Annotated in this window: 19 protein-coding genes and 2 pseudogenes; 6 read left to right on the forward strand and 15 right to left on the reverse strand. The window is 64.4% G+C overall.

The window, feature by feature from the left end; genetic code table 11:
- The 4 genes from ACQ86E_RS07790 to ACQ86E_RS07805 are packed head-to-tail and all read right to left on the reverse strand — an operon-like array spanning position 1 to position 4,183.
- The gene (locus ACQ86E_RS07790) at positions 1-1,662 is read right to left on the reverse strand and encodes a thiamine pyrophosphate-binding protein (RefSeq protein ID WP_431204915.1); all 1,662 of its coding nucleotides are present in this window, start codon (positions 1,660-1,662) and stop codon (positions 1-3) included.
- Positions 1,659-2,885, reverse strand: coding sequence for a pyridoxal phosphate-dependent aminotransferase (locus tag ACQ86E_RS07795; protein ID WP_431204916.1), 1,227 nt, complete (start codon positions 2,883-2,885; stop codon positions 1,659-1,661). Before ACQ86E_RS07795 ends, ACQ86E_RS07790 begins: the two co-directional genes overlap by 4 nt.
- 10 nt (positions 2,886-2,895) lie before the next feature.
- Positions 2,896-3,249 carry a RidA family protein gene (locus ACQ86E_RS07800; RefSeq protein WP_431204917.1) on the reverse strand — a complete coding sequence of 118 codons (354 nt, stop codon included), beginning with the start codon at positions 3,247-3,249 and terminating at the stop codon, positions 2,896-2,898.
- 16 nt (positions 3,250-3,265) lie between these two features.
- On the reverse strand, positions 3,266-4,183 hold the full coding sequence (locus ACQ86E_RS07805; protein WP_431204918.1) for an NAD(P)-dependent oxidoreductase: 918 nt from the start codon (positions 4,181-4,183) through the stop codon (positions 3,266-3,268).
- Positions 4,184-4,420: 237 nt separating this feature from the next.
- On the opposite strand from ACQ86E_RS07805, the gene ACQ86E_RS07810 reads away from it, so the two are divergent.
- From ACQ86E_RS07810 to ACQ86E_RS07820, 3 genes are read left to right on the forward strand one after another with little or no spacing between them, the layout of a single operon-like run.
- Positions 4,421-5,260, forward strand: a complete 840-nt coding sequence (locus ACQ86E_RS07810) for a transporter substrate-binding domain-containing protein (protein ID WP_431204919.1) — start codon at positions 4,421-4,423, stop codon at positions 5,258-5,260.
- A 13-nt stretch (positions 5,261-5,273) separates the two neighbouring features.
- Positions 5,274-5,936 carry an amino acid ABC transporter permease gene (locus ACQ86E_RS07815; RefSeq protein WP_431204920.1) on the forward strand — a complete coding sequence of 221 codons (663 nt, stop codon included), beginning with the start codon at positions 5,274-5,276 and terminating at the stop codon, positions 5,934-5,936.
- On the forward strand, positions 5,933-6,691 hold the full coding sequence (locus tag ACQ86E_RS07820; protein ID WP_431204921.1) for an amino acid ABC transporter ATP-binding protein: 759 nt from the start codon (positions 5,933-5,935) through the stop codon (positions 6,689-6,691). Before ACQ86E_RS07815 ends, ACQ86E_RS07820 begins: the two co-directional genes overlap by 4 nt.
- Positions 6,692-6,714: 23 nt before the next feature.
- Here ACQ86E_RS07820 and ACQ86E_RS07825 read toward each other — a convergent pair.
- Positions 6,715-7,459 (reverse strand): annotated as a pseudogene (locus ACQ86E_RS07825) (metallophosphoesterase family protein).
- 275 nt (positions 7,460-7,734) lie between these two features.
- Between ACQ86E_RS07825 and ACQ86E_RS07830 the strand changes: the two are divergent.
- Entirely contained in the window at positions 7,735-9,432 is a 1,698-nt protein-coding gene (locus tag ACQ86E_RS07830; RefSeq protein WP_431204922.1) for a GMC family oxidoreductase, read from the forward strand.
- Positions 9,433-9,589: 157 nt separating this feature from the next.
- Here ACQ86E_RS07830 and ACQ86E_RS07835 read toward each other — a convergent pair whose 3' ends face one another.
- Positions 9,590-10,186 (reverse strand): TetR/AcrR family transcriptional regulator, encoded by a 597-nt coding sequence (locus tag ACQ86E_RS07835; RefSeq protein ID WP_431204923.1) that lies wholly within the window; start codon positions 10,184-10,186, stop codon positions 9,590-9,592.
- Positions 10,187-10,265: 79 nt separating this feature from the next.
- Here ACQ86E_RS07835 and ACQ86E_RS07840 point away from each other — a divergent pair, with 79 nt between their 5' ends.
- Positions 10,266-11,150, forward strand: coding sequence for an NmrA family NAD(P)-binding protein (locus ACQ86E_RS07840; RefSeq protein ID WP_431204924.1), 885 nt, complete (start codon positions 10,266-10,268; stop codon positions 11,148-11,150).
- Positions 11,151-11,339: 189 nt separating this feature from the next.
- On the opposite strand, the gene ACQ86E_RS07845 is transcribed toward ACQ86E_RS07840, so the two are convergent.
- The 6 genes from ACQ86E_RS07845 to ACQ86E_RS07870 all read right to left on the reverse strand — a co-directional run bounded on the left by ACQ86E_RS07845 (position 11,340) and on the right by ACQ86E_RS07870 (position 17,247).
- The gene (locus ACQ86E_RS07845; protein ID WP_431204925.1) at positions 11,340-12,125 is read right to left on the reverse strand and encodes an ABC transporter permease; all 786 of its coding nucleotides are present in this window, start codon (positions 12,123-12,125) and stop codon (positions 11,340-11,342) included.
- Positions 12,122-12,934 (reverse strand): ABC transporter permease, encoded by an 813-nt coding sequence (locus ACQ86E_RS07850; protein ID WP_431206424.1) that lies wholly within the window; start codon positions 12,932-12,934, stop codon positions 12,122-12,124. The genes ACQ86E_RS07845 and ACQ86E_RS07850 overlap by 4 nt, the downstream gene beginning before the upstream one ends.
- Positions 12,935-13,007: 73 nt before the next feature.
- Positions 13,008-14,057 (reverse strand): ABC transporter substrate-binding protein, encoded by a 1,050-nt coding sequence (locus ACQ86E_RS07855; RefSeq protein WP_431204926.1) that lies wholly within the window; start codon positions 14,055-14,057, stop codon positions 13,008-13,010.
- Between the two features lie 20 nt (positions 14,058-14,077).
- Entirely contained in the window at positions 14,078-15,385 is a 1,308-nt protein-coding gene (locus tag ACQ86E_RS07860; RefSeq protein ID WP_431206425.1) for an NAD(P)/FAD-dependent oxidoreductase, read from the reverse strand.
- Between the two features lie 16 nt (positions 15,386-15,401).
- Positions 15,402-16,118: an HAD family hydrolase gene (locus ACQ86E_RS07865; protein WP_431204927.1), complete on the reverse strand. Its 717-nt coding sequence runs from the start codon at positions 16,116-16,118 to the stop codon at positions 15,402-15,404.
- A 49-nt stretch (positions 16,119-16,167) separates the two neighbouring features.
- Positions 16,168-17,247, reverse strand: coding sequence for an ABC transporter ATP-binding protein (locus ACQ86E_RS07870; protein WP_431204928.1), 1,080 nt, complete (start codon positions 17,245-17,247; stop codon positions 16,168-16,170).
- Positions 17,248-17,458: 211 nt separating this feature from the next.
- Here ACQ86E_RS07870 and ACQ86E_RS07875 point away from each other — a divergent pair, with 211 nt between their 5' ends.
- Positions 17,459-18,397, forward strand: a complete 939-nt coding sequence (locus ACQ86E_RS07875) for a LysR family transcriptional regulator (protein ID WP_431204929.1) — start codon at positions 17,459-17,461, stop codon at positions 18,395-18,397.
- Positions 18,398-18,515: 118 nt separating this feature from the next.
- Here ACQ86E_RS07875 and uxuA read toward each other — a convergent pair.
- The 3 genes and pseudogenes from uxuA to ACQ86E_RS07890 all read right to left on the reverse strand — a co-directional run bounded on the left by uxuA (position 18,516) and on the right by ACQ86E_RS07890 (position 22,172).
- Positions 18,516-19,702, reverse strand: a pseudogene (gene uxuA, locus ACQ86E_RS07880) (mannonate dehydratase).
- Positions 19,703-19,719: 17 nt separating this feature from the next.
- Positions 19,720-20,769, reverse strand: coding sequence for an L-idonate 5-dehydrogenase (locus ACQ86E_RS07885; RefSeq protein ID WP_431204930.1), 1,050 nt, complete (start codon positions 20,767-20,769; stop codon positions 19,720-19,722).
- Positions 20,766-22,172, reverse strand: a complete 1,407-nt coding sequence (locus ACQ86E_RS07890; protein WP_431204931.1) for a TRAP transporter large permease — start codon at positions 22,170-22,172, stop codon at positions 20,766-20,768. Before ACQ86E_RS07890 ends, ACQ86E_RS07885 begins: the two co-directional genes overlap by 4 nt.

Genomic DNA, 22,172 nt, shown 5'->3' on the forward strand with positions numbered 1-22,172 from the left:
TTACGCCTTCACCGCCGGCGTGAAATCCTTGCCGACCGAGATCGCGCGCGGATCGATGATGCAGTGGAGGATCGACGGTTTGCCCGAGGCGAGCGCACGTTCGAACGCCGGCGCGAACTCCTCGGTACGCTCGACGCGTTCGCCATGACCGCCGAACGCCTTGGCATACATCGCGAAGTCAGGGTTCTTGAGCTGGGTCCCGACCACGCGGCCGGGATAGTCGCGCTCCTGATGCATGCGGATGGTGCCGTATTGCGAATTGTCGACGACGATGACGACCAGCGGCACGTCGTATTGCACGGCGGTCGCGAATTCCTGGCCGTTCATCAGGAAGCAGCCGTCGCCCGCAAACGCAATCACGGTACGATCCGGAAATTGCCGTTTCGCGAGCACCGCCGCCGGCACGCCATAACCCATCGAGCCCGAGGTCGGCGCAAGCTGTGAGGCAAAGCTGTGGAAGCGGTGATGGCGATGGATCCAGCCGGCGTAGTTGCCGGCGCCGTTGCAGACGATCGCGTCCTTCGGCAAGCGATCGCGCAGCCACGTCATGACCTGGCCGTACTGGAACGTGCCCGGCAATTCGCGCGCCTTGTCGGTCCAGACGAGATAATCGGCATGTGCCTTGGCGGCCTCGCCCTTCCAGGCAACAGTGCCGGACGGCTTCAACGCCTCGACGGCGGCGGCGAACGCGGCGGGCGTCGCCTGGATCGCCAGCTCCGGCTGATAGACGCGGCCGAGCTCTTCCGACCCCGGGTGAACGTGGATCAGCTTCTGCTTCGGCGTCGGAATGTCGAACAGCGTGTAGGACGACGACGGCATCTCCGACATGCGCCCGCCGATGAGAAGAATGACATCGGCGTTGTCGATGCGCGCCTTCAGGCCCGGGCTCGGCCCGATGCCGAGGTCACCGGCGTAGTGCGAATGATCGGCATCGATCAGCGAAGCCCGGCGGAACGAGGTCGCGACCGGCAGGTCGAAGCGCTCGGCGAAGCGCGCGATGCTCCTGGTGGCTTCATCGGTCCAGCGCGAGCCGCCGAGGATCACCAGCGGCGCCTTGGCGCTCGCGAGCATCGCACCGACGCGCTCGACATCGGACGGCGCCGGCCAGCTCACCGCCGGCTCGATGCGCATGGCGTCGGCAACAGAAGCAGTCTCGGTCAGCATGTTCTCGGGCAGCGCGATCACCACCGGGCCGGGACGGCCCTGCATGGCGACGCGGAAGGCGCGCGCGACCAGCTCCGGGATGCGATCGGGACGATCGATCTCGACCGCCCATTTCGCCATGGTGCCGAACACCGCCTTGTAGTCGAGCTCCTGGAACGCTTCGCGCTCGCGCATGCCGGTGTCGACCTGGCCGACGAACAGGATCATCGGGGTCGAATCCTGCATCGCGATGTGGACGCCATGGCTGGCATTGGTGGCGCCGGGGCCGCGGGTGACAAAGCAGATTCCTGGGCGGCCGGTGAGCTTGCCATAGGCTTCCGCCATCATCGCAGCGCCGCCTTCGGCGCGGCAGATCACGACGTCGATCGGGCTGTCATGCAGCGCATCGAGCGCCGCCAGGTAGCTTTCGCCCGGCACGCAGGTGACGCGGTCGACGCCCTGGGCGACCAGCTGATCGATCAGGATCTGGCCCCCGGTGCGGGTGTTACGAATGGTCATGACAGCTCCCTGCAGGCTCTGGCGATGCGCATCACGGCTTCGCGCAAATTTTGTTCCGAGGTGGCGTAGGACAGGCGGAAATAAGGTGCAAGGCCGAAACAGCTGCCCGGCACCACGGCCACGTCATGCCTCTCCAGGAGAAAGCGGCAGAACGCGGCATCGCTGTCGATCGTGACGCCATCCGGCGTGCGGCGGCCGATCAGGCCGGCGCAGCTCGCATAGGTGTAGAACGCGCCTTCCGGCCGGCGGCAGATGACGCCGTCGATCGCGTTGAGCGCGTCGACCACGATGTCGCGGCGGCGCTGGAATGCGGCGCGGCGGTCGACCAGCACATCCTGCGGCCCGGTCAGCGCGGCAATCGCGGCGGCCTGGCTCACCGAGCAGGGGTTGGTCGTGCTCTGGCTCTGCACCACCGCCATCGCTGCGATCAATTCACGCGGTCCGCCGCCATAGCCGACGCGCCAGCCAGTCATGGCATAGGCCTTGGAGACGCCGTTCACCGTCAGCGTGCGCGATTTCAGGCTCGGCTCGAGTGCCGCGGCCGTCACAAACGGCATGCCGTCATAGATCAGGTGCTCGTAGATGTCGTCGGCGATCAGCCAGACATGCGGATGGCGCTTGAGCACATCCAGGATCGGACGAAGCTGCGCCGCCGAATAGGCTGCTCCGGTCGGATTGGACGGCGAGTTCAGCAGCAGCCAGCGTGTGCGCGGCGTGATCGCGCGTTCGAGATCGGCGGCATCGAGGCGAAAGCCGTTGTCTTCGCGGCAGAGCACGTCGACCGGCGTGCCGTCGGCAATGCGCACCATGTCGGCATAGCTGGTCCAATAGGGCGCGGCGAGGATGACCTCGTCGCCGGGGCTTAAGCTTGCCATGAAGGCGTTGTGGATCACCTGTTTGGCGCCGGCGCCGGCGGTGATCTCGTCGGCTGCGTAGACAAGATCGTTCTCGCGCCGGAATTTCTGCGCGATCGCGGCCTTCAATTCCGGCGTGCCGTCCAGAATGGTGTATTTGGTCTGGCCGGCGCGAATGGCGCGCATCGCGGCGTCCTTGACGTGGTCAGGCGTATCGAAATCAGGCTCGCCGGCGCCGAGCACGATCACCGGCCGTCCCTCGCGCTTGAGCCGCTGCGCGACCGCGCCGATCTTGAGGATCTCGGAGACGCCGATCGCGCCGATGCGCCGGGCGGGGCGGAAGGTCGATGCGGGAACCTGGACGGTCACGGCGGAGCCTTTACTTGCGCGCGGCGATCGCGATCACTTCGATGCGGAAAGCAGGATCGGCAAGCTCGACCTTGCCGCAGGCGCGGGTCGGCGCGTTGCCAGGGATAACCCAGGCATCATAGACCGCGTTCATGGCGTCGAAATCGTCCATGGTCTTGAGCCAGACTTGCACGCTGAGCAGGCGCGACTTGTCGGTGCCGGCGCGCGCCAGCATGTCGTCGACCTTCGCCAGCGCCTCCTTGGTCTGCTGGGTGATGTCGGCGGTCTTGGTATCAGCCACATGGCCTGCGAGGAAAACGAGATCGCCGAACACGGAAGCGCGGCTGCGGCGGGCGTTCTGGTCGATGCGGGTGATGTCCGACATGGGATGTCCTTATTCTTTACTTGCCGGTGGCGATGATGCGGCGGCAGTGATCGAGCGCCGCGCCGATGAGATTGTCACTCGCCTCGGGCGTGCGGAACGCCGAATGCGCCGACAGCGTCACGTTCGGCAATTTGGTCACGGGATGCCCCGCCGGCAGAGGCTCGACGGTGAAGACGTCGAGGCCGGCATGGCCGATATGGCCCGAGCGCAGCGCATCCAGCATCGCGTCTTCATCGACGACGGCGCCGCGCGCGGTGTTGATCAGGATGCTTCCCTTGCGCATCTGCGCGATGCGATCGCGCGACAGAAACCCCTTGGTCTCGTCGGTGAGCAGCAGATGCAACGAGACGACGTGGCTCTCGGCCAGCAGCTTCTCCAGCGAGACGAATTCGACGCCGGGATGCGTCTTCGGCGTCCTGTTCCAGGCGATCACCTTCATGCCGCAACCCGCCGCCATGCGCGCAGCTTCCGCAGCGATGCCGCCGAAGCCGATCAGGCCGAGCGTCTTTCCGGTGAGCTGCATCGCGTCACGGCGCAGCCAGTTGCCCTCGCGCATGCCGCGATCCATCTCGCCAAAATTTCGGGCGGAGGCCCACATCAGCGCGATCGCGCATTCGGCAACCGCCGTGTCGCCATAGCCCTTGATGGTGTGGACGGCGATGCCGCGCTCAGCGAGCTCGTCCGGATTCATGTAGCTGCGCGCACCGGTGCCGAGGAAGACGACGTGCTTCAGCGCCTTGCACTTCTCCGCAATCGCCGTCGGCACCGCGGTGTGATCGACGATCATGATCTCGGCATCGCCGAGCAGGCCGGGCAGATCGTCGGGCTTGATGGAGGGATTGCGGTTGATGCTGACAGGCAGCTTCTGCGCAGCCAGCAGCTTGTCGGTCACCGCCGCCAGGGTCTCGTTCGCATCGACGAATAGGGCGCGCACAGGCCTCTCCTTCAGCTCACTTCCATATTGCGTTTAGTCTTGTATTCAGAGTTGAATGCAATTGACAATCCCTCGTCTTGGGGAATTTTGCGCAATCCTGCCAAGATATTGGGCTCATCTCTGCCTTGCCGCACAAATGGCCAGCAAATCGAAATACCGTATTGCATTTTATCCTGAATACAGAAATAGTCCAGTGGCCGGACACGATCCGACCCAAATTCCAGGAGGCAACAAGCCATGAATCGCAGGGATGCACTCACCACCGTTGCGCTGGCAGGCGCCGCGATTGCCGCCGCGAGCAGCACAGCCAAGGCCGACACCGCACCGACCTCCACGCTGGACCGCATCAAGAAGAATGGCGTGCTGCGCGTCGCCGTCATCGTGGGACAGGAGCCCTATTTCCATAAGGATCTCGCCACCGGCACGTGGTCCGGCGCCTGCATCGACATGGCCAACGACATCGCGAGCAAGCTCGGGGCCAAGGTCGAGACGCTGGAATCGACCTGGGGCAACCAGATCCTCGACCTGCAGGCCGACAAGGTCGATCTTGCCTTCGCCGTGAACCCGACCCCTGAGCGCGCCCTCGTCATCGACTTCTCGACGCCGATCCTGGTGCACTCCTTCACCGTCATCACCAAGAAGGGCTTTGCCAAGCCGCAGACCTGGGCCGAGTTGAACAAGCCCGAGGTCAAGATCGCCGTCGACATCGGGTCCACGCACGAGACGATCGCGCGCCGCTACTGCCCGAAGGCGACCATTCTCGGCTTCAAGAACCGTGACGAGGCCATCCTTGCCGTCGCCACCGGCCGCGCCGACTGCAACGTCTCGCTGGCGGTGCTCTCGGTCTCGACCCTGAAGAAGAATCCGAACCTCGGCGATCTCGCGATCCCGCGCCCGCTGCTGACGCTCCCCACCAACATGGGCATCCGCGCCGAGAGCGACCGCCGCTACAAGGATTTCCTCAGCGCCTGGGCCGACTACAACCGCGCGATGGGCCAGACCCGCGAATGGATGCTGAAGGGCTTCCAGGCAGTCGGCCTCACTGCCGACGATCTCCCGCCAGAAGTGCAGTTCTGACGGCCATCCGACGATGTATGTCTGGGAGTTCGCGGCGCTCAAGCCGTATTGGGGCCTGATCTGGCAAGGGCTCCTGGTCACCTTGTTCTACACGGTGACCACGGTGGCCGCGGGCCTCACGATCGGACTGGTCGTCGGCATCCTGCGCACGACGGCACCGCGCTGGGTCTCGGTGCCGCTGCGTCTCTACATCGAGGTGTTCCGCTGCACGCCGCTGCTCGTGCAGTTGGTCTGGATGTACTACGCCCTGCCCGTCCTGATCGGCGTCGACATGTCGCCGGCGATGGCCTGCTTCATCGCGCTGTCGCTCTATGCCGGCTCGTTCTACGCGGAGATATTCCGCGGCGGCATCGAGGCGGTCGATGTCGGCCAATGGGAGGCCGGACGCGCCATCGGCATGCGCCGCGGAAAGATCTTCCGCCGCATCGTGCTGCCGCAGGCCACCCAGGTGATGATCCCCTCCTTCATCAACCAGACCATCATGCAGTTGAAGAACACCTCGCTGGTGTCGGTGGTCGCGGTCGGCGACCTCCTCTACCAGGGCTCGGTGATCACGGCGACGAGCTACAAGCCGCTCGAGGTCTACACCACCATCGCCGTGCTCTATTTCGTCGTGCTGTTCCCGCTGACGCTGGTCGCCGACCGGGTCGAGCTGAAAATGGGAGCGCATCGATGAGTGCTCTGATCGCTCACAATATCCACAAGGCGTTCGGCGACCACGAGGTGCTCAAGGGCGTCTCACTCTCGGTCGCGCGCGGCGAGGTCGTCACCCTGATCGGCGCCTCCGGCTCCGGCAAATCGACTTTCCTGCGCTGCCTGAACCTGCTCGAAATGCCGCAACAAGGCGAGCTTGCGATCGGATCGCATAGGTTTGCGTTCGGCAAAGGCCCTCGCGCGCCAAAGGACGCGCAACTGGCGCAACTGCGCGAACATGTCGGCATGGTGTTCCAGCACTTCAATCTGTTCCCGCACATGTCGGTGCTTGCCAACGTCACCGAGGGACCGGTGCAGGTGAAGGGCATGGCGCGCGCCGACGCTAACGCGCTCGGCCGCGACCTGCTCGCCAAGGTCGGCCTCGCCGACAAGGCCGATGCCTTTCCGAGCCGGCTGTCCGGCGGCCAAAAGCAGCGCGTCGCGATCGCCCGCGCGCTGGCGATGAAGCCCGAGGTGATGCTGTTCGACGAGCCGACCTCGGCGCTCGATCCCGAACTCGTCGGTGAAGTGCTCGCCGTCATCCGCAGCCTTGCCGCCGAAGGCATGACCATGGTGCTGGTCACGCACGAGATGGCCTTCGCGGCCGACGTCTCCACCCGCGTCGGTTTCATGAACGACGGCATCATGGCCGAGATCGGCACGCCGGAAGAGACCATCCGCCAGCCGCGCAGCGAACGGCTGAAGGCGTTCCTGGCCCGGTTTCACGAGACGCATTAGCGAAGTGCCGATGACGACCCCGGCTAAGTCTCACTCTCAACCCAACCGGTCGCGATCGCGCTCGCCCAGGTCAGCATGCCCTTGGCTCGCGCCAGGGCGGCCATGGCCGTGGTGTCATACGGGACGTACCGCATCGTCGCGGACCAACCTCCTCCCGCACGATCCAGAATCGCGTAGCACGCATGCGGCGTGCCGACCTCGACCACGTAGGGAACGGGCAGCTTCCCGTCGTAACCGGGCAAGCCGACGCTGCCGGGATTGACGGCCAGCCGGCCGTCCCTCAGCCGCACCACGCGGGGAATGTGCGTGTGGGCGCACAGGATGATCTCGGCTTCGATCTCCTTCGCGCCAGCCTCGATGGAATCGATCCTGCTTGGATGCGCGCAACCGTCGTCGGCGATGTGGTCGAGCCAGAACGCGGCATCATCGCCTGGCGATCCGTGGCACAGGAAAACCCGCTCTCGATACGTAAGCGTGGACGGCATGCTGGCCATCCAGTCGAAGTGCCTGCGCTCGAGCTTCGCGGAAATCGCTGCGGGTCGAACCACCGGCCTGCCAGAGCTCTACAAGGATTCGATCCTGATCGCCCCTGATGGACGGGAAGCCCCGCTCCATCAGCAGGTCCGCGGTTCGGGCCGCCTCGAGCGGGCCGCTGACATGGTCGCCCAGGTTCACGATATCAGTGATTCCGAGCACTGCGATATCGGCAAGAACGGCTTCAAGCGCCGGTCGATTTCCGTGAACGTCCGCGATGGCGGCAAATCTCATATGGCCCTCCCCATTCGAAACGGCCGATCGGTTTCGCTATGCGGGAGAATGCAGGACTGACAGGTCTCTTTGGTAGAGTCTTTTCAGTCGGGTCTCTTTAGCTGCATTTGGTAAAGCGCCCGCAAGCTGAGGATCAAATCGGCGCTGGCAGAAAGAATACACAATCGAGGTGGCCGATCAAGCTACGGCGTACGAACTGTCGCGGCAATGGCGGCGTGACCTCGGGTAAATAACCCGCTACGCTTCCCGCACAAGAACAAGAGGAAACGCCAATCGTGTACGACTACATCATCGTGGGCGGCGGCTCGGCGGGGTCGGTGCTGGCCCACCGGCTCTCCGCGAAGAGCGCCAACAAGGTCCTGCTGTGCGAGGCCGGGCAGGATACGCCGCCGGGCAACGAGCCGGCCGAGATCAGAGACAGCTATCCGGGCACGGCGTATTTCGATCCGCGCTTCCACTGGACGGAATTGAAGGTCACGACCCAGGTCGTCAGCCACAACAATCCGAACGAAAGCCGTCCTCCCTTGCGCAAATACGAGCAGGCGCGCGTGCTGGGCGGCGGCTCGTCGATCAACGGCCAGATGGCCAATCGCGGCGCACCAACCGACTACGACGAATGGGATGCCCGCGGCGCGGAGGGCTGGACCTGGAACGACGTGCTGCCCTTCTTCAAGAAGGTCGAGCGCGACCTCGATTTCGACGGGCCGTACCACGGCAAGGACGGCCGAATTCCGGTACGCAGAATTCCGCGGGAGCACTGGACACGGCATTCGCAGGCCTTCGCCGACGCCTTCCAGCAGGCCGGTCACAAGTTTTTGCCGGATCAGAATGGCGAGTTCGTCGACGGCTTTTTCCCGGTGACGCACTCCAACCAGGCCGAGCAACGCGTCTCTGCCGCGATGGGCTATCTCGACCGCGACACGCGCAAGCGCACCAATCTAGCGATCTCAACCAACACGCAAGTTCGGGAGCTGTTGTTCGAAGGCACGCAATGCGTCGGCGTGAAGGCCGTCGTTGACGGCCGCGAGCAGGAATTCCGTGGACGCGAGATTATCCTCTCCAGCGGCGCGATTCATTCACCGGCGCATCTGCTTCGCGCCGGCATCGGTCCGGTCGGTCACCTCAAGGATATGGGAATTCCCGTCCTGATGGGGCTGCAAGGCGTCGGCCAGCGCCTGATGGATCATCCCTCGATCTCGCTGTCGTCCTTTGTCCGTCGCGGCGCGCGCATGAACGAGCATACCAGGCGCCACATGCAACTCGGCCTGCGCTACTCGTCGGAGCTACCGGGCGTGCCCAAAGGCGACATGTTCGTCGTCCTGCTCAGCAAGTCGGCCTGGCACGCGGTGGGAGAGCAGATCGGCTCGCTGCTCACCTTCGTCAACAAGACCTATTCCGAGACCGGACAGGTCAAGCTCGCCTCGCGCGATCCCGCGGCCGAGCCGATCGTCGAGTTCAATTTGCTGTCCGACCGTCGCGACCTCGACCGCCTGATGAGCGGCTTCCGCAAGATGGCGGCGGTGCAGATGAGCGACGTGGTCAAGGCGGTGACGGACAAGCCTTTCCCCGCCTCCTACACCGACCGCGTGCGCAAGATCGGCGTGGTCAACAACACCAACAGGATCCTGACGAAGATCGCCGCGACCCTGATGGACGGACCGGCGGCGCTGCGTCACTACATGATCGACAATTTCGTGGTCGAGGGCTTTACCTTCGACGACGTCATCAACGACGACGAGGCGCTGGAAGCCTTCGTGCGCAAGGCGACCATCGGCGTGTGGCACGCCTCGTGCTCGTGCCGCATGGGCCGCGCCGACGATCCCATGGCGGTGGTCGACAATCAGGGCCGCGTCAAGGGCATCCAGGGCCTGCGCGTCGTCGACGCCTCGATCTTCCCGGTGGTGCCATGCGCCAACACCAATTTTCCGGTGCTGATGTCAGCGGAGAAGATCGCGGCTACGATGATGCAGTGATCGCGACCGACGGCCGGACGGATGGTGGAACTAATCCACCACCTGCCCGGCACGTGAGGACAACGACGGCTAAACGAGCGCGATCATGCCGTGTGCGCTGCGCGAGACGAATGCCGAGGCCTGTACGGACAATATCCTCAGAGGGTCGACCACGGCTTCAGTCCGGGTGCTGTTCTGGAAATGGCCATGCCAGCATTGCAAGCTTTATGACGCGGCGAAGCTCGCTCACCGTCGCGCCAGCCTGCGGCAGATTCATGATTGCATGCAACACACCGAGGTAGTGCCACGCCAATCCGTCGATGTCAGCCGTCGACGCCAATTCTCGATTTGCGACCGCCTCGCGTAAGATGTCGTCGAGGACCGCGCGCTGCCGCGTAAGCCCCCGCCGCGCGACCGACTGCCCTCCTGGAGGCAGGTCGACCATCTCAGCGCACGACCGGGCCAGCATGCATCCAGCGGGCCGAGCCGTCCTGCCTTCTCTGGGCAGAAAGTCGTGCAACAGCGCCTCGAGCTGTTGGCGCTTCGTATCACCTCGAACGGAGTTCATCCGCCGCACGACGCGCTCGACATAAGCCGAAAGGACTTCCTCGAACAGACCGTCCTTGTCCCGAAATCGCTTGTACAGGCTGGACCGCGACAGACCCATCGCCGTTGCCAGTTGATCGATCGATGAGGCCGAATAGCCGTGCCGCCAAAACACGTCCATCGCGGAATTGATCACGGCATCGACATCGAATTGGGGTTTTCCGCTCATCGCATTCCCACTTGACATCATGGAACGATCGTTCCAAGTATCTTGAACTGATCGTTCCAAGATACGGAAGGCTAACTGGATGTTCAACCCCTCCAAGCATGGCGCCGGCCGTCGACGCATTGCGGTCGCGGGAGCCACAGGTCGCGTCGGCTCCGCTTTGATTTCGAAACTGGTCACCGAACCGCTCGAGATTGTGGCGTTGACCCGCACGTCGGACGCTGAACGTCTGCCGTCCGGAGTTTCCCTTGCGACCGTGGACTTCGATGCGCGATCAACTTTGGACAATGCGATGCGCGGGATTGACCGTCTGTTCCTCGCTCACGGCACGTCGCCCCGGCAAGTCGCCAACGAAATCGCGTTGATCGACGCAGCCGTGGCTGAAGGTGTAAGCCACATCGTTAAATTGTCCGTTCTGGGACCACCGTCTCAACTACATCCGTTCGACTGGCATGCGCAGATTGAGGCGCATCTTGCGACTTGCGACATAGGCTTCACGGTTTTGCGTCCCTCGAGTTTCGTCGATATCCTGGCGCGGGCCGGCACTCCAGTTGCCCAGGACACCTGGGGCGGGGCAGCGGGCCATGGATTGGTCAATTTGATTGACACACGCGACGTGGCAGACTCGGCTTTCGCTGCCCTTCTCGACGACGCGCATGTCACTTCTCAGCGCGCCTATCATCTGACCGGGCCGAAAGCGGTAAGCATGCCTGAGATAGCAAACGAGCTTTCCGGATTGCTTGGACGCGTGGTCACATACCAGCATCGAAGCCCTGCGGAGCAGCGTGAGACGCTGCTCGCGTCGGGGCTTAACGAATTTATCGCCGATCTGCTGCTCGGTCTGGACCGCCTTTTCTACGAATCGGTGCTCGCGGAGACCACCTCAACTGTCCGCTCGTTGACGGGCCATGCTCCGCGCCCTGTAACCGATTGGCTGAGCGACAACATCTCGGTATTTCAAAAATAGCTGCGCCGCCAACCGCCACACGTTCGGCGCGCCGTTCGACCACGACCGAGCGCAGCGGGCCTCAACAATCGTCATTGCGAGCGCAGCGAAGCAATCCAGAATCTTTCCGGAGGAGGCAGTCTGGATTGCTTCGCTGCGCTCGCAATGACGGAGCAAGGAGCGACGATCCACTCGCTCGCGTCGCCCACCTCACCCACCCTTCTTCTGCCGCGCCCCCGCCGCGAGCACCAGCATGAACGACGCCGCCGTCATCAGCGTCGAGATCGCCGCGATGGTCGGATCGATCTCGTCGCGCAGCGCGGTGAACATGCGCTTGGTGAGCGGCTGATACTGGCCGCCGGAAATGAACAGCGCGACGATGGTCTCGTCCATCGCCGAGATGAAGGCGAAGATGCCGCCCGCGACCACGCTGGACTTGATCTGCGGCAACGTCACCGCGAAAAAGCTGCGCAGGCGATTCATGCCGAGGCTGCGCGCCACCATCTCCTGCGCGGGGTCGAAGCTCTGCAAGCCCGCCAGCACCGAGATGACGACATAGGGCAATCCCAGCATCACGTTCGCCAGCACGAGGCCGGGCAGGGTCGCGACCAGGCCGACCCTGGCATAGACGAAGAAGATGCCGACCGCGATGATGATGATCGGCACCACCAGCGGCAGCAGCAGCGCCATGTGGATCACGCGCATGATCCGCAGCTTCGACTGGCTGATGGCATAGGCGGCAGCCACGCCACACGGAGTCGCAATCACGACGGTCAGCAACGCGATCGTCAGCGTCACCCGTGTCGCCTGCATCCAGGCCGGGTTGGCGAAATATTGCTGATACCAGCGCGCCGAGAACGACGGCGGCGGGAAGGTCAGAAAGCGCGCACTGGAGAACGAGATCGGCGCGATGATCAGCACCGGCAGGATCAGATAGACCAGCACCAGCGCACTGATCACGTAGAGGGCAATCCGAGCGGGCGAGAGGCGCGTCATTTCTGCCCCAGGATGCGATCGAGCGAGATGAAGCGACTGACGGCGAAGAAGATCGCGAGTACGCTCAGGAGCAGCACGACGGCAACGGCGCTCGCGGCGCCGAACTGGTTGTAAAGCTCGACATTGCGGCTCACCAGCATCGACACCATTACGGTGCGGCCGCCGCCGAGCAGCTCCGGCGTGATGTAGAAGCCGAGGCAGAGCACGAACACCATGGTGCAGCCGGCGAGCACGCCCGGCAGCGACAGCGGCAAGAAGACGCGGACGAATGTCAGTGACGGACTCGCCCCCAGGCTGGCGCCGGCCTGCATCAAATCGCCGGGGATCTTCTGCATGGTGGCGTAGAGCGGCAGCACCATGAACGGCAAGAGGATGTGCACGGTCGCCACCACCGTGCCGAAGGTGTTGTGGACCAGCGCGAGCGGCTCGGAGATCACATCGAGATAGCGCAAGAACTGGTTGATCACGCCGGTGCGCTGGAGCAGCGCCAGCCAGGCATAGGCCCGCACCAGCACGCTGGTCCAGAATGGCAACACCACCAGCGACAGGATGATGATGCTCCACCCTTTCGGCACGGAGTTGGCGAGGTAGGCCACGGGATAGCCGAGCAGCAGCGCGATTCCCGTGACCGCAAGGCTGATCTCGAAGGTGAGCGCGAAGCTGCGCCAGTAGATGTCCTCGGTGAAGACGCGGCGATAGTTCTCAAGCGTGAAGCCGTCGTGGTAGAGCGACTGCCAGGCGAGCCAGCCGACCGGCAGCACGATCAGAGCCAGGATCACCAGCAGCGCCGGCGACACCAGCGCCAGCATCAGCGCCTGCTCGCGGCGCTGATGCTTTTGCGATGGATCGGGCACGGATGTCGTCAACGCTGCCTCGCCTCGCTTACTTCTGCATGAACGACGCCCAGCGCTTCTCGGCGGCTTCGCCCGCGGGCGAGGACCACCAGGCGTAGGACATCAGCGCCTGCTTGGCCGCATTGGCCGGCTCGCTCGGCAATTGCGCCGCGCGTTCTGGCTTGATCACATTGGTCTCGAACGCCTTGGGATTGCCCGGGCCGTAGTCGATGTGGAGCGGCAGGTTGGCCTGGTGCACGGGATCGACGGCTTCGTTGAGGAATTTCACCGCCGTGCCGAGATTTGGCGCGCCTTTCAAAATGCACAGCGAGGTGCTCTGCAAAATACCCTGGTTGTAGGTGAAGGCGACCTTGGCGCCCTCCTTCGCGACGGCGCTGACGCGGCCGTTCCAGGCCATCTCCATGTCGACCTCGCCGTCATTGAGCAGCTGTGCCGATTGCGCGCCCGAGGTCCACCACACCGTGATGTTCGGCTTGATCTCTTCCAGCTTCTTGAAGGCGCGGTCGACGTCGAGCGGATAGAGCTTGTCGGGCGCAATACCGTCGGCCATCAGCGCCGCCTCGAGCGTCGCGATCGGGTGATTGCGCAGCGCGCGGCGGCCGGGGAATTTCTTCACGTCCCAGAAATCGATCCAGCTGTTCGGCGCGTCCTTCGGAAAGGTCTTCTGGCTGTAGGCCAGCACGCTGGAATAGAACTCGTAGGAGATCGAATAGGGACTGCGATACGCCTCCGGCATCGCCGCCGCGTTCGGGATCTTCGAGAAGTCGAGCTTTTCGATCAGCCCCTGCTCGCCGCCGCGCAGGCAATAGCCGGTCGGGGTGTCGACGACGTCCCAGATCGGCTTGCCGCTGCCGACCTGGGTCTTGATCGCGGGCCAGGCGTCCGGAATGGAATCCTGGTTGATGGTGATGCCGAGCTTCTTGGCGGAAGGATCAAGGATCGCCACCGTCTGCGCCTGCTGATAGGCGCCGCCCTGCGAGACGAAGGTGATCTGCTCGGCGGCGTTCGCCGCGGTGCCGCTGAGCACAATGGCGCCCAACACCGCATAACCATATCCAAGATTTCGCTTCATCGTCATTCTCGCTTCCTCCAAAAATCTCACTGACCGATCGCATCGAGAAACTGGTACCAGCCGGCGACCATGCGCACGGCGGGCTCGCGCAACGGATAGAACGGGATCGTCTTCATGCGCTTCGCATCGAGTAGCCCGACCTCGGGCATCTCGCCGCGCACGAAAGCGGCCAGATAGCGGCCCATCAGGCTCGACATCGCCACGCCGGCGCCGTTGTAGCCCACCGAGAACAGCGTGCGGTCGTCGAGCCGGCCGATATGCGGCACCGAATCCAGCGTCATCGCGACGAGGCCCGACCATTTGTAGGCGAGCGGGACGTCGGCCAGATCGGGGAAGATGCCGACCATCGCCTTGCGCAAGGCGTCGAAGGCAGCTTCCGAATCCTGCTTGCCGAAGGCGCCGCGGCCACCGAAGATCACGCGATTGTCGACCATGCGGAACCAGCGCATCATGCGCTTGGTCTCGGTGTAGGTGCGCCCGGTCGGCATCAGCCGACCTGCGAGATTGCGCGGCAGCTGCTCCGTCGCGACCATGGCGCTGCGGAACGGGATCAGCGTGCGCTGCATCTGCCCGGTGGCACTGGTGAGATCGGAATAGCTGTTGGTGGCGATGATCGCCTGCTTGGCGCGCACCGCGCCATGCGGCGTCTCGGCGACGATGCCGTCCTTCTCGCGCCGGAGTTTCACCACCGGCGATTCCTGGAAGATCGGCACCCCGCGGCGCGCGACGCCATCGGCGAGGCCGCGCAGATAGTTCAACGGATGGATGCCGCCGGAGCCGGGATTGAGCACGCCGCCGACAAAGATGTCGGAGCCGGTCTCGTCGCGCACGCCGTGCTTGTCGAGGATGCGGACCTCGGCGGAGCCCATCTCGCGCGTCATCCAGTTGGCTTCGTCGATCGCGGCCTTCAGCGTCGTCTCGTTGTGCGCGGCCTTGACCTGGCCGGTGCGCGTCAGGTTCGCGCTGGTGATGCCGAATTCGGATACCATCTCCTCGACGATGTCGGTCGATTCATGCGCGATCTCGTACATGCGCCTCGCCATGGCCCGGCCATGCGCGGCGTCGATCTCGCGGAACGACAGACGGAATTTTGCGGTGATCACCCCGCCATTGCGGCCGCTGGCGCCCCAGCCGGGACGGTTGGCCTCCAGCACGATTGGCGCGAGGCCGTCCTTCGCAATGTGATGCGCGGCGGACAGGCCGGTATAGCCTGCACCGATGATCACCACATCCGCCTGATGCTCGCCCGACAGCACGGGAAAGTCGCGTGCCGGCTCCGCCGTGGCTTCCCACAGCGAGTTGACCGATGGCCGCGCGCGCCAGTCCCGTGTCATGCCCTTGCTCATGAACTTACGCCGCCGGGCCGATGGCGGCGTCGGCGAGCGCCTTCAGCGTCGGGAAGTGGAAGTCGGGCTTGGTCAGCGCTTCCACGGCGGGCGTACCGCCGAAGCCAGCGACACCTTGGCGCCGCTCGATCCAGCACACTTTGTAACCGAGCTTCCGCGCGATCCCGATGTCGTGGTACTGGCTCTGCGCGACGTGCAGGATATCGGACTGCTTGTAGCCGAAGGCGGACTGGCGGCCCTTGTTGTAGGCGAAGAATTCCGGGTTGGGTTTTGCAACGCCGGTGTCGTCGGCGCAGACGGTGTCGTCGAACGGATTGCCGAGCGCGTGCGCGTAAGCCGACAGCGCGACGCGATCGGCATTGGTCATCGCCACCAGCCGGAACTTCGTGCGCAGCCGCTTCAACGCATCGGCCGAATCCGCGAATGGACCCCAGCGCAGCACCGAGAGCTGGAAGGCGTCGCAGGACGCGTCGTCGGACGGCAATCCGAGCTCCTTGGCGAGATGGCGATAGACGTGGAACATCGCCTCGCTGGAGCGCTCATAGTGTTGATCGCGGCCGCGCTTGTAGGGCTCGAAGATCTGCTCGTCGCTAAGCTCGGCCGGCGTCTTGCCCGAGATCTTGCGCACCGCGGAAAGCACGCCGGCCTCGAAATCGATCAAGGTGCCGACGACGTCGAAAGTGAGGACCTTGAAATTGCTGAACGCAGCTTGGATCGACATGTCAGTTTCTTCTCTCAGTTGAACAAGACTTGAATTCAGCCCACTCTCTTCATTCCACCCTCGGCACCACGATGGTATCCTCGGGGTGAAGGGTGACGGTGAGGCTGCCGCCGAGCGGCGGGATGCGGCTGTAAGCCTGGTGATAGGCCGGCTGGCGCAGGCTGAGCACATCGCCGCCTTTGAGCGCCAGGAAGATGCGCAGGCTCTCGCCCTGATAGACGATGTCGGTGACCGTGCCGGTCAGGCGGTTGCAGCCGGCCTCCTGCGCGCCGTCGTCGATCAGCAGCTTTTCGCTGTGCACGGCCAGCATCAAGGCGTCACCATCGGGAATGGCGCGGGCGCTGCGCAGCAGCGCATTGCCGAGCGCGACGCTGGATGCATCGACACGGCGGACCGGCAACATCGTGGCTTCGCCGATGAAGCTTGCGACAAAGGAATCGGCGGGATGATCGTGCAGCCGCTCGGGCTCGTCGATCTGGATCAGGCGGCCGTCCTTCATCACCGCGACGCGGTCGCTCATGGTCAGCGCCTCGCGCTGGTCGTGGGTGACGTAGATGATGGTGGCGCCGATGCGCCGATGCAGCGCGCGCAGCTCGATCTGCATGGATTCGCGCAGCTGCTTGTCGAGCGCCGACAGCGGCTCGTCCATCAGGATCAGGCGCGGCTCGAAGATCATGGCGCGCGCCAGTGCCACGCGCTGGCGCTGGCCGCCGGAGAGCTGCGCGATGCCGCGCTCTTCATAGCCGGCGAGGCCGACCATCGTGAGCGCGGCACGCACCTTGTCGGGCCAGCTCGCCTTCGGCAGGCGCCGCGCGCGCAAGGGAAAGGCGACATTCTCGCCGACGCTCATATGCGGGAACAGCGCGTAGTTCTGGAACACCACGCCGATATCGCGCTTGTGCGGCGGCATATAAGTGACGTCGCGGCCACCAAAGAGGATGGTTCCACGCGATGGCAGGATGAAGCCGCCCAGAATGCCGAGCAGCGTGGTCTTGCCGGAGCCGGAGGGGCCGAGCAACGAGACGAATTCACCGGCGCCGACATTGAGGGAAACGTCGTCGAGGGCGCGAACGGCGCCGTAGGCCTTGCTGGCCGACCTGATCTCGACGCTTTCCGCTCGCTTGTCCAACGATCGACCTCGCCCGTGTCCTTGGCTGGCGCGCCTCATTGCGCGCCATAAGCCTGCTTTATAGACAGGGTTTGGGAGCATTCAGCGGCGAAGCGTGCGCCGCACCAAATGTTCTCCAGAACACCCTGTGTTTAGGCCGTGATGCCAATGACAACAGAATTGGCAGAATCCGGCAATTGCCAAATTATTACGGGCCTCATAACATGACGTTATGCCTGAGCTCCGCCGGATGCTGCCCTCCAGTAACGCCCTCTTCGTGTTCGACGCAGCGGCGCGCAACGGCAGCTTCACCGCCGCCGCCGCCGAACTGAACGTCACGCAGCCCGCGGTGAGCCGCATGCTCGGACAATTCGAGGAGCATCTCGGCGTGCGCCTGTTCGATCGCAAGGCGGGCCGCGCAGTACTGACCGAGGAAGGCGAGCTGCTCTATCGCCGCGTGCTCGAAGGCTTCCGCAGCATCGAGAGTGGCCTCGTCGAGATCGAGCGGCGGCGCAAGGGCACCGAGACGGTGACGCTGTCGGTCTCCTCCGCCTTCACCACGCACTGGCTGATGCCGCGCATCGACAAGCTGCAGCGGCAGTTTCCGCAAGTTGATCTGCGCTTCCAGCTCATCTCCGGCGCATTGCGCGGCCCGGTGGAGAATGTCGACCTCGGCATGCGCTTTCGCGATCGCGACGAGCCGTCGTCCGGCGGCACGCTGGTGATGAAGGAAGTGGTGCTGCCGATGTGCAGCCCCGGCTATCTCGGCGCAACCGATCCCACCGAGAGCAACACGATCATTCGTCTCGCCGAGACGCCGGGCGACTGGGCCGCGGATTACGCATCGCTGCTCACCGGGCGTCGCGGGGCGGCCAAGGCGCTGAGCTTCACCGATTACGCCGTCGTGGTGCAGGCAGCACTGCTCGGCCAGGGCATCGCGCTCGGCTGGCTCACGGTCGCCTCGCACTGGCTTTTGACCGGCGCGCTGGTGCCGGCCTCCGACACGCTCACCACCACGCGCCGCATCTGCGAATTCCTGCCGCCGCGCAACCGCGTGATGCGCCCCATCGCCGCCGAGATCCGCGACTGGATCATCGCGCAGATGCAAGGCGAGATCGCCGCGATCGACCGGCTCTATCCGAAGCTCGGCGCGATGGCGGCGTGTTATTGACGAGGCCCCGCTCCCTCCCCGTCATTGCGAGCGCAGCGAAACAATCCAGAATCCGGCCGTTGAAAGACTTTGGATTGCTTCGCTGCGCTCGCAATGACGAGTGGATCGAGTTGCGTCTCTACCGATGCTCGATCGCCCTGATCGCGCCGCGCAGCTCGGCGAGGCCACGGAGGCGGCCGATCGCGGTGTAGCCGGGATTGGTGCGCTTGGTGGCGGCGAGATCGTCGAGCATGCGGTGGCCGTGGTCGGGACGAAACACGATCCGCTTGTCGGGCGCGCGCCGCGCGTTCTCCTTCAGGAGCGCCTTGAGCACCGCGACCATGTCGACGTCGCCGTCGAGATGGTCGGATTCGTAGAACGACAGGCCGTCCGCCTCGCGCTTGGTCGCGCGCAGATGCGCAAAGGCGATGCGCGGGCCGAAGCGCTCGGCCATCTCAGGCAGATTGTTCTCAGGCCGCACGCCGAGCGAGCCCGTGCACAAGCAAATGCCGTTGGCCTTCGACGGCACCGCGTCGAACAGCGCCTGATAATCATCGGCGCTGGAGGCGATGCGGGGCAGACCGAATAACGGGCGCGGCGGATCGTCGGGATGCAGCGTCAGCGACACGCCGAGCTGCTCGGCGACGGGAGCAACGCGACCCAGGAACTCGGCGAGATGCTGCCTCAGGATTTTTGGCGTGACGTCGCGATAGGTCTCCAGCCGGTCGCGAAATTGTGGGATCGTCATCGGCTCGGTGGTCGAGCCGGGCAGCGCGCTGGCGATCACCATGACGAGATAGTCGATATCGGCCTGGCTCATCTGGTCGAACAGTGCTCTTGCGCGCGCCTGCTGCTCGGGCGAATAGTCCTGCACGGCGGCCGGGCGATTCAGGATATGCAGCTCGAACGCCGCAAAGCGGTCCTGGTCGAACCGCATGGCGCGGGCGCCGCTCGGCAGCTCCCATTCCAGATCGGTACGGCACCAGTCGACCACCGGCATGAAATTGTAGCAGATGATCTTGATGCCTGAGGCGGCGACCGCCTCGAGGCTCGCGATCCACGACTCGATGGACTTGGTCGCCTTCCCCCGAGCCGCTTGACGTCGTCGGGGATCGGAATCGATTCCACCACCGACCACGTCAGTCGCGAGCGGCCGGCCTGACCGTTCTCGATGAAGTTCTTGCGCTCCTCGACCGCCTTGCGAGTCCAGGCCTCCCCGATCGGCACCTGATGCAGCGCCGAGACGATATCAGTTGCACCAGCTTGCCTGACATCGTCGAGCGAGACCGGATCATCCGGCCCGTACCAACGCCATCCCTCGAGCATCATGCGCCCTCTCCAAATCAATTCGCGGTCAGCACGACCTTGACGCTCTGCGAGCGGTCGAGCGCCAGCCGCAGCGCGTCCGGCGCGGTGGACAGCGGCCGCTCGGCCGTGACCAGCGACAGCACGTCGACGCTGCCGGCGCCGATCAGCTCCACCGCCGTCATGAATTCGAGCCCGAAGCGGAACGAGCCGCGCAGGTCGATCTCCTTCGCCATCACCGCATTGGCCGGCACCGGAATCTGGCCGCCCGGCAGATTGCCGATCTGCACCACGATGCCGCCGCGCCTCACAATCCCGATCGCACTCGCAAGGCCCGCAGCCGTGCCCGAGACTTCGAAGGCAACGTCATAGGGGCGCGATACCGCCTGCGCCTTCAGGCCCTCGTCCCCACCCGAGACGTTCTCGACATGAGAAGCCCCAAGCCGGGTCGCAAAGGCGAGCGGCGCCTGCGCGATGTCGGCCACAGTGATATCAGCCATGCCGGCGCGATGCGCGGCGAGCATGGTCAGAAGTCCGATCGGGCCGGCGCCGAAGATGATGCCGCGCTTGCCCTCGATGTTGCCGGCGCGCGCGACCGCGTGCAGGCAGACCGCCAGCGGCTCGGCGAGCGCCGCGGCCTGATAGGACACATGGTCCGGGATCTTCACGCACTGCGCGGGGATCGCGTCGAAGTAGTTGGCGAACCCGCCCTGCATGTGCGGCGTCTTCGATGCCGAGCCCATGAAGTAGATGTTCTCGCAGAGATTGGGCCTTCCCTCGCGGCAGGCGACGCAATGGCCGCACCAGCGCGAGGGGTTGACGGCGACGCGGTCGCCGACTTTCAGGTTCGCTGCGGAGCCCGATATTTCCACGACTTCGCCGGAGATCTCATGGCCGAGCACCAGCGGCGACTTCACCACGAAGTCGCCGGTGCGGGCATGACGGAAGTAATGCATGTCCGAACCGCAGATGCCGCCGGCACCGAAGCGTATACGCACCATGCCTTCGGTGAGCTTGTCGAGCGGGTGCTCGACCATGCGGAGATCTTCGGGGCCGAACAGGGTTGCGGCGAGAGAGGTCGAGGTCATTTGGAAAGTCCCATGTATTTCGGCAGCCAGAGGGTCAGTTCGGGAATGTAGGTGATCGCGATCAGCGCGAGCATCAGCGGCACCAGCCAGGGCAGGATCGCGACCGTCGTTCGCTCGACCGAGAGCTTGGCCACGCGTGCCAGCACGAACAGCACCATCCCGAGCGGCGGATGCAGCAGCCCGATCATAAGGTTCAGCGTCATGATCAGACCGAAATGGATCGGGTCGATACCGAGCTTGAGCACGATCGGCAGCAGGATCGGCACCAGGATGGTGATCGCCGCCGTGGTGTCGATGAAGCAGCCGACGAACAGGATCAGCACGTTGACCATTGCAAGGAACACCCATTTGTTGTGGGTGATGCTGAGCATCCAGTCCGAGAGCATCTGCGCCGCTTGCGACACCGTCAGCAGCCAGGCGAAGATCGACGCGGCCGTGACGATGAACAGAACCGAGGCCGTGGTCTCGATGGTGTCGAAGGTCGCCTTCGCCACCGTCTTCAGGGTCATGGTGCGGTAGCGCACGAGGCCGAGGAACAGCGACCAGATCACGGCGGCAACCGCAGCCTCCGTCGGCGTGAACCAGCCGAGCGTCATGCCCCCGATCAGGATCACCGGCGCCATCAGCGCCATCACCGCCGAGAAGTCGAAGTACCAGTCGATCAGGAGCAGCGTGCCGAGACCGATGACGACGGCCATGTTGGTCGACATGCCGGCCAGCACCATCAGCCAGATCGCCATCGGGAAAGCCAGCACGATGGCGATCTCGAGGCCGGCAGAGCCGAGCTGCGGCCAGGAGAACGGCGTATCGCTGCCCCATTTGTTCTTGTGCGCGAAATAGGTGACCGTGGCCATCATGAACAGTGTCAGGACGATGCCCGGAATGACGCCGCCGAGGAATAGCGCGCCGATCGAGACGTTCGCCATCATGCCGTAGATCACGAAGGGCAGTGACGGCGGAATGATCGGCCCGAGCGTCGCCGAGGCCGCGGTGACGCCGACGGAAAACTCCGTGGAGTAGCCGTGGTCCTTCATCGCCTTGATCTCGATGGTGCCGAGGCCGGCGGCATCCGCGATCGCGGTGCCGGACATGCCGGAGAAGATCACCGAGCCGATGATGTTGACGTGGCCGAGGCCGCCGCGCATCCAGCCGACCAGCGCGACCGCGAATTTGTAGATGCGGCCGGTGACGCCGGCGATGTTCATGAGATTGCCGGCCAGGATGAAGAACGGCACGGCGAGCAGCGGAAAGCTCTCGACGCCGGCGATCATGCGCTGCGCCAGCGTGACGTCGGGCGTCACGCCGCTGACGAGGATGTAGAGCAGCGACGACGCGGCCATGGCAATCGCCACGGGAACACCGAGCAGCATCAGGACGAGGAAGCCTCCAAGCAACAGCAGCAT

It is taken from the genome of Bradyrhizobium betae (assembly GCF_050632175.1).
Lineage (GTDB): Bacteria > Pseudomonadota > Alphaproteobacteria > Rhizobiales > Xanthobacteraceae > Bradyrhizobium > Bradyrhizobium betae_B.

Bases quoted from the DNA above. Each gene is read 5' to 3' on its own strand.
- ACQ86E_RS07790 (WP_431204915.1), bottom strand. From the start codon at position 1,662: ATGACCATTCGTAACACCCGCACCGGGGGCCAGATCCTGATCGATCAG.
- ACQ86E_RS07800 (WP_431204917.1), bottom strand. From the start codon at position 3,249: ATGTCGGACATCACCCGCATCGACCAGAACGCCCGCCGCAGCCGCGCT.
- ACQ86E_RS07810 (WP_431204919.1), top strand. From the start codon at position 4,421: ATGAATCGCAGGGATGCACTCACCACCGTTGCGCTGGCAGGCGCCGCG.
- ACQ86E_RS07815 (WP_431204920.1), top strand. From the start codon at position 5,274: ATGTATGTCTGGGAGTTCGCGGCGCTCAAGCCGTATTGGGGCCTGATC.
- ACQ86E_RS07820 (WP_431204921.1), top strand. From the start codon at position 5,933: ATGAGTGCTCTGATCGCTCACAATATCCACAAGGCGTTCGGCGACCAC.
- ACQ86E_RS07835 (WP_431204923.1), bottom strand. From the start codon at position 10,186: ATGAGCGGAAAACCCCAATTCGATGTCGATGCCGTGATCAATTCCGCG.
- ACQ86E_RS07840 (WP_431204924.1), top strand. From the start codon at position 10,266: ATGTTCAACCCCTCCAAGCATGGCGCCGGCCGTCGACGCATTGCGGTC.
- ACQ86E_RS07845 (WP_431204925.1), bottom strand. From the start codon at position 12,125: ATGACGCGCCTCTCGCCCGCTCGGATTGCCCTCTACGTGATCAGTGCG.
- ACQ86E_RS07850 (WP_431206424.1), bottom strand. From the start codon at position 12,934: ATGCTGGCGCTGGTGTCGCCGGCGCTGCTGGTGATCCTGGCTCTGATC.
- ACQ86E_RS07855 (WP_431204926.1), bottom strand. From the start codon at position 14,057: ATGACGATGAAGCGAAATCTTGGATATGGTTATGCGGTGTTGGGCGCC.
- ACQ86E_RS07860 (WP_431206425.1), bottom strand. From the start codon at position 15,385: ATGACACGGGACTGGCGCGCGCGGCCATCGGTCAACTCGCTGTGGGAA.
- ACQ86E_RS07865 (WP_431204927.1), bottom strand. From the start codon at position 16,118: ATGTCGATCCAAGCTGCGTTCAGCAATTTCAAGGTCCTCACTTTCGAC.
- ACQ86E_RS07875 (WP_431204929.1), top strand. From the start codon at position 17,459: ATGCCTGAGCTCCGCCGGATGCTGCCCTCCAGTAACGCCCTCTTCGTG.
- ACQ86E_RS07885 (WP_431204930.1), bottom strand. From the start codon at position 20,769: ATGACCTCGACCTCTCTCGCCGCAACCCTGTTCGGCCCCGAAGATCTC.
- ACQ86E_RS07890 (WP_431204931.1), bottom strand. From the start codon at position 22,172: ATGCTGCTGTTGCTTGGAGGCTTCCTCGTCCTGATGCTGCTCGGTGTT.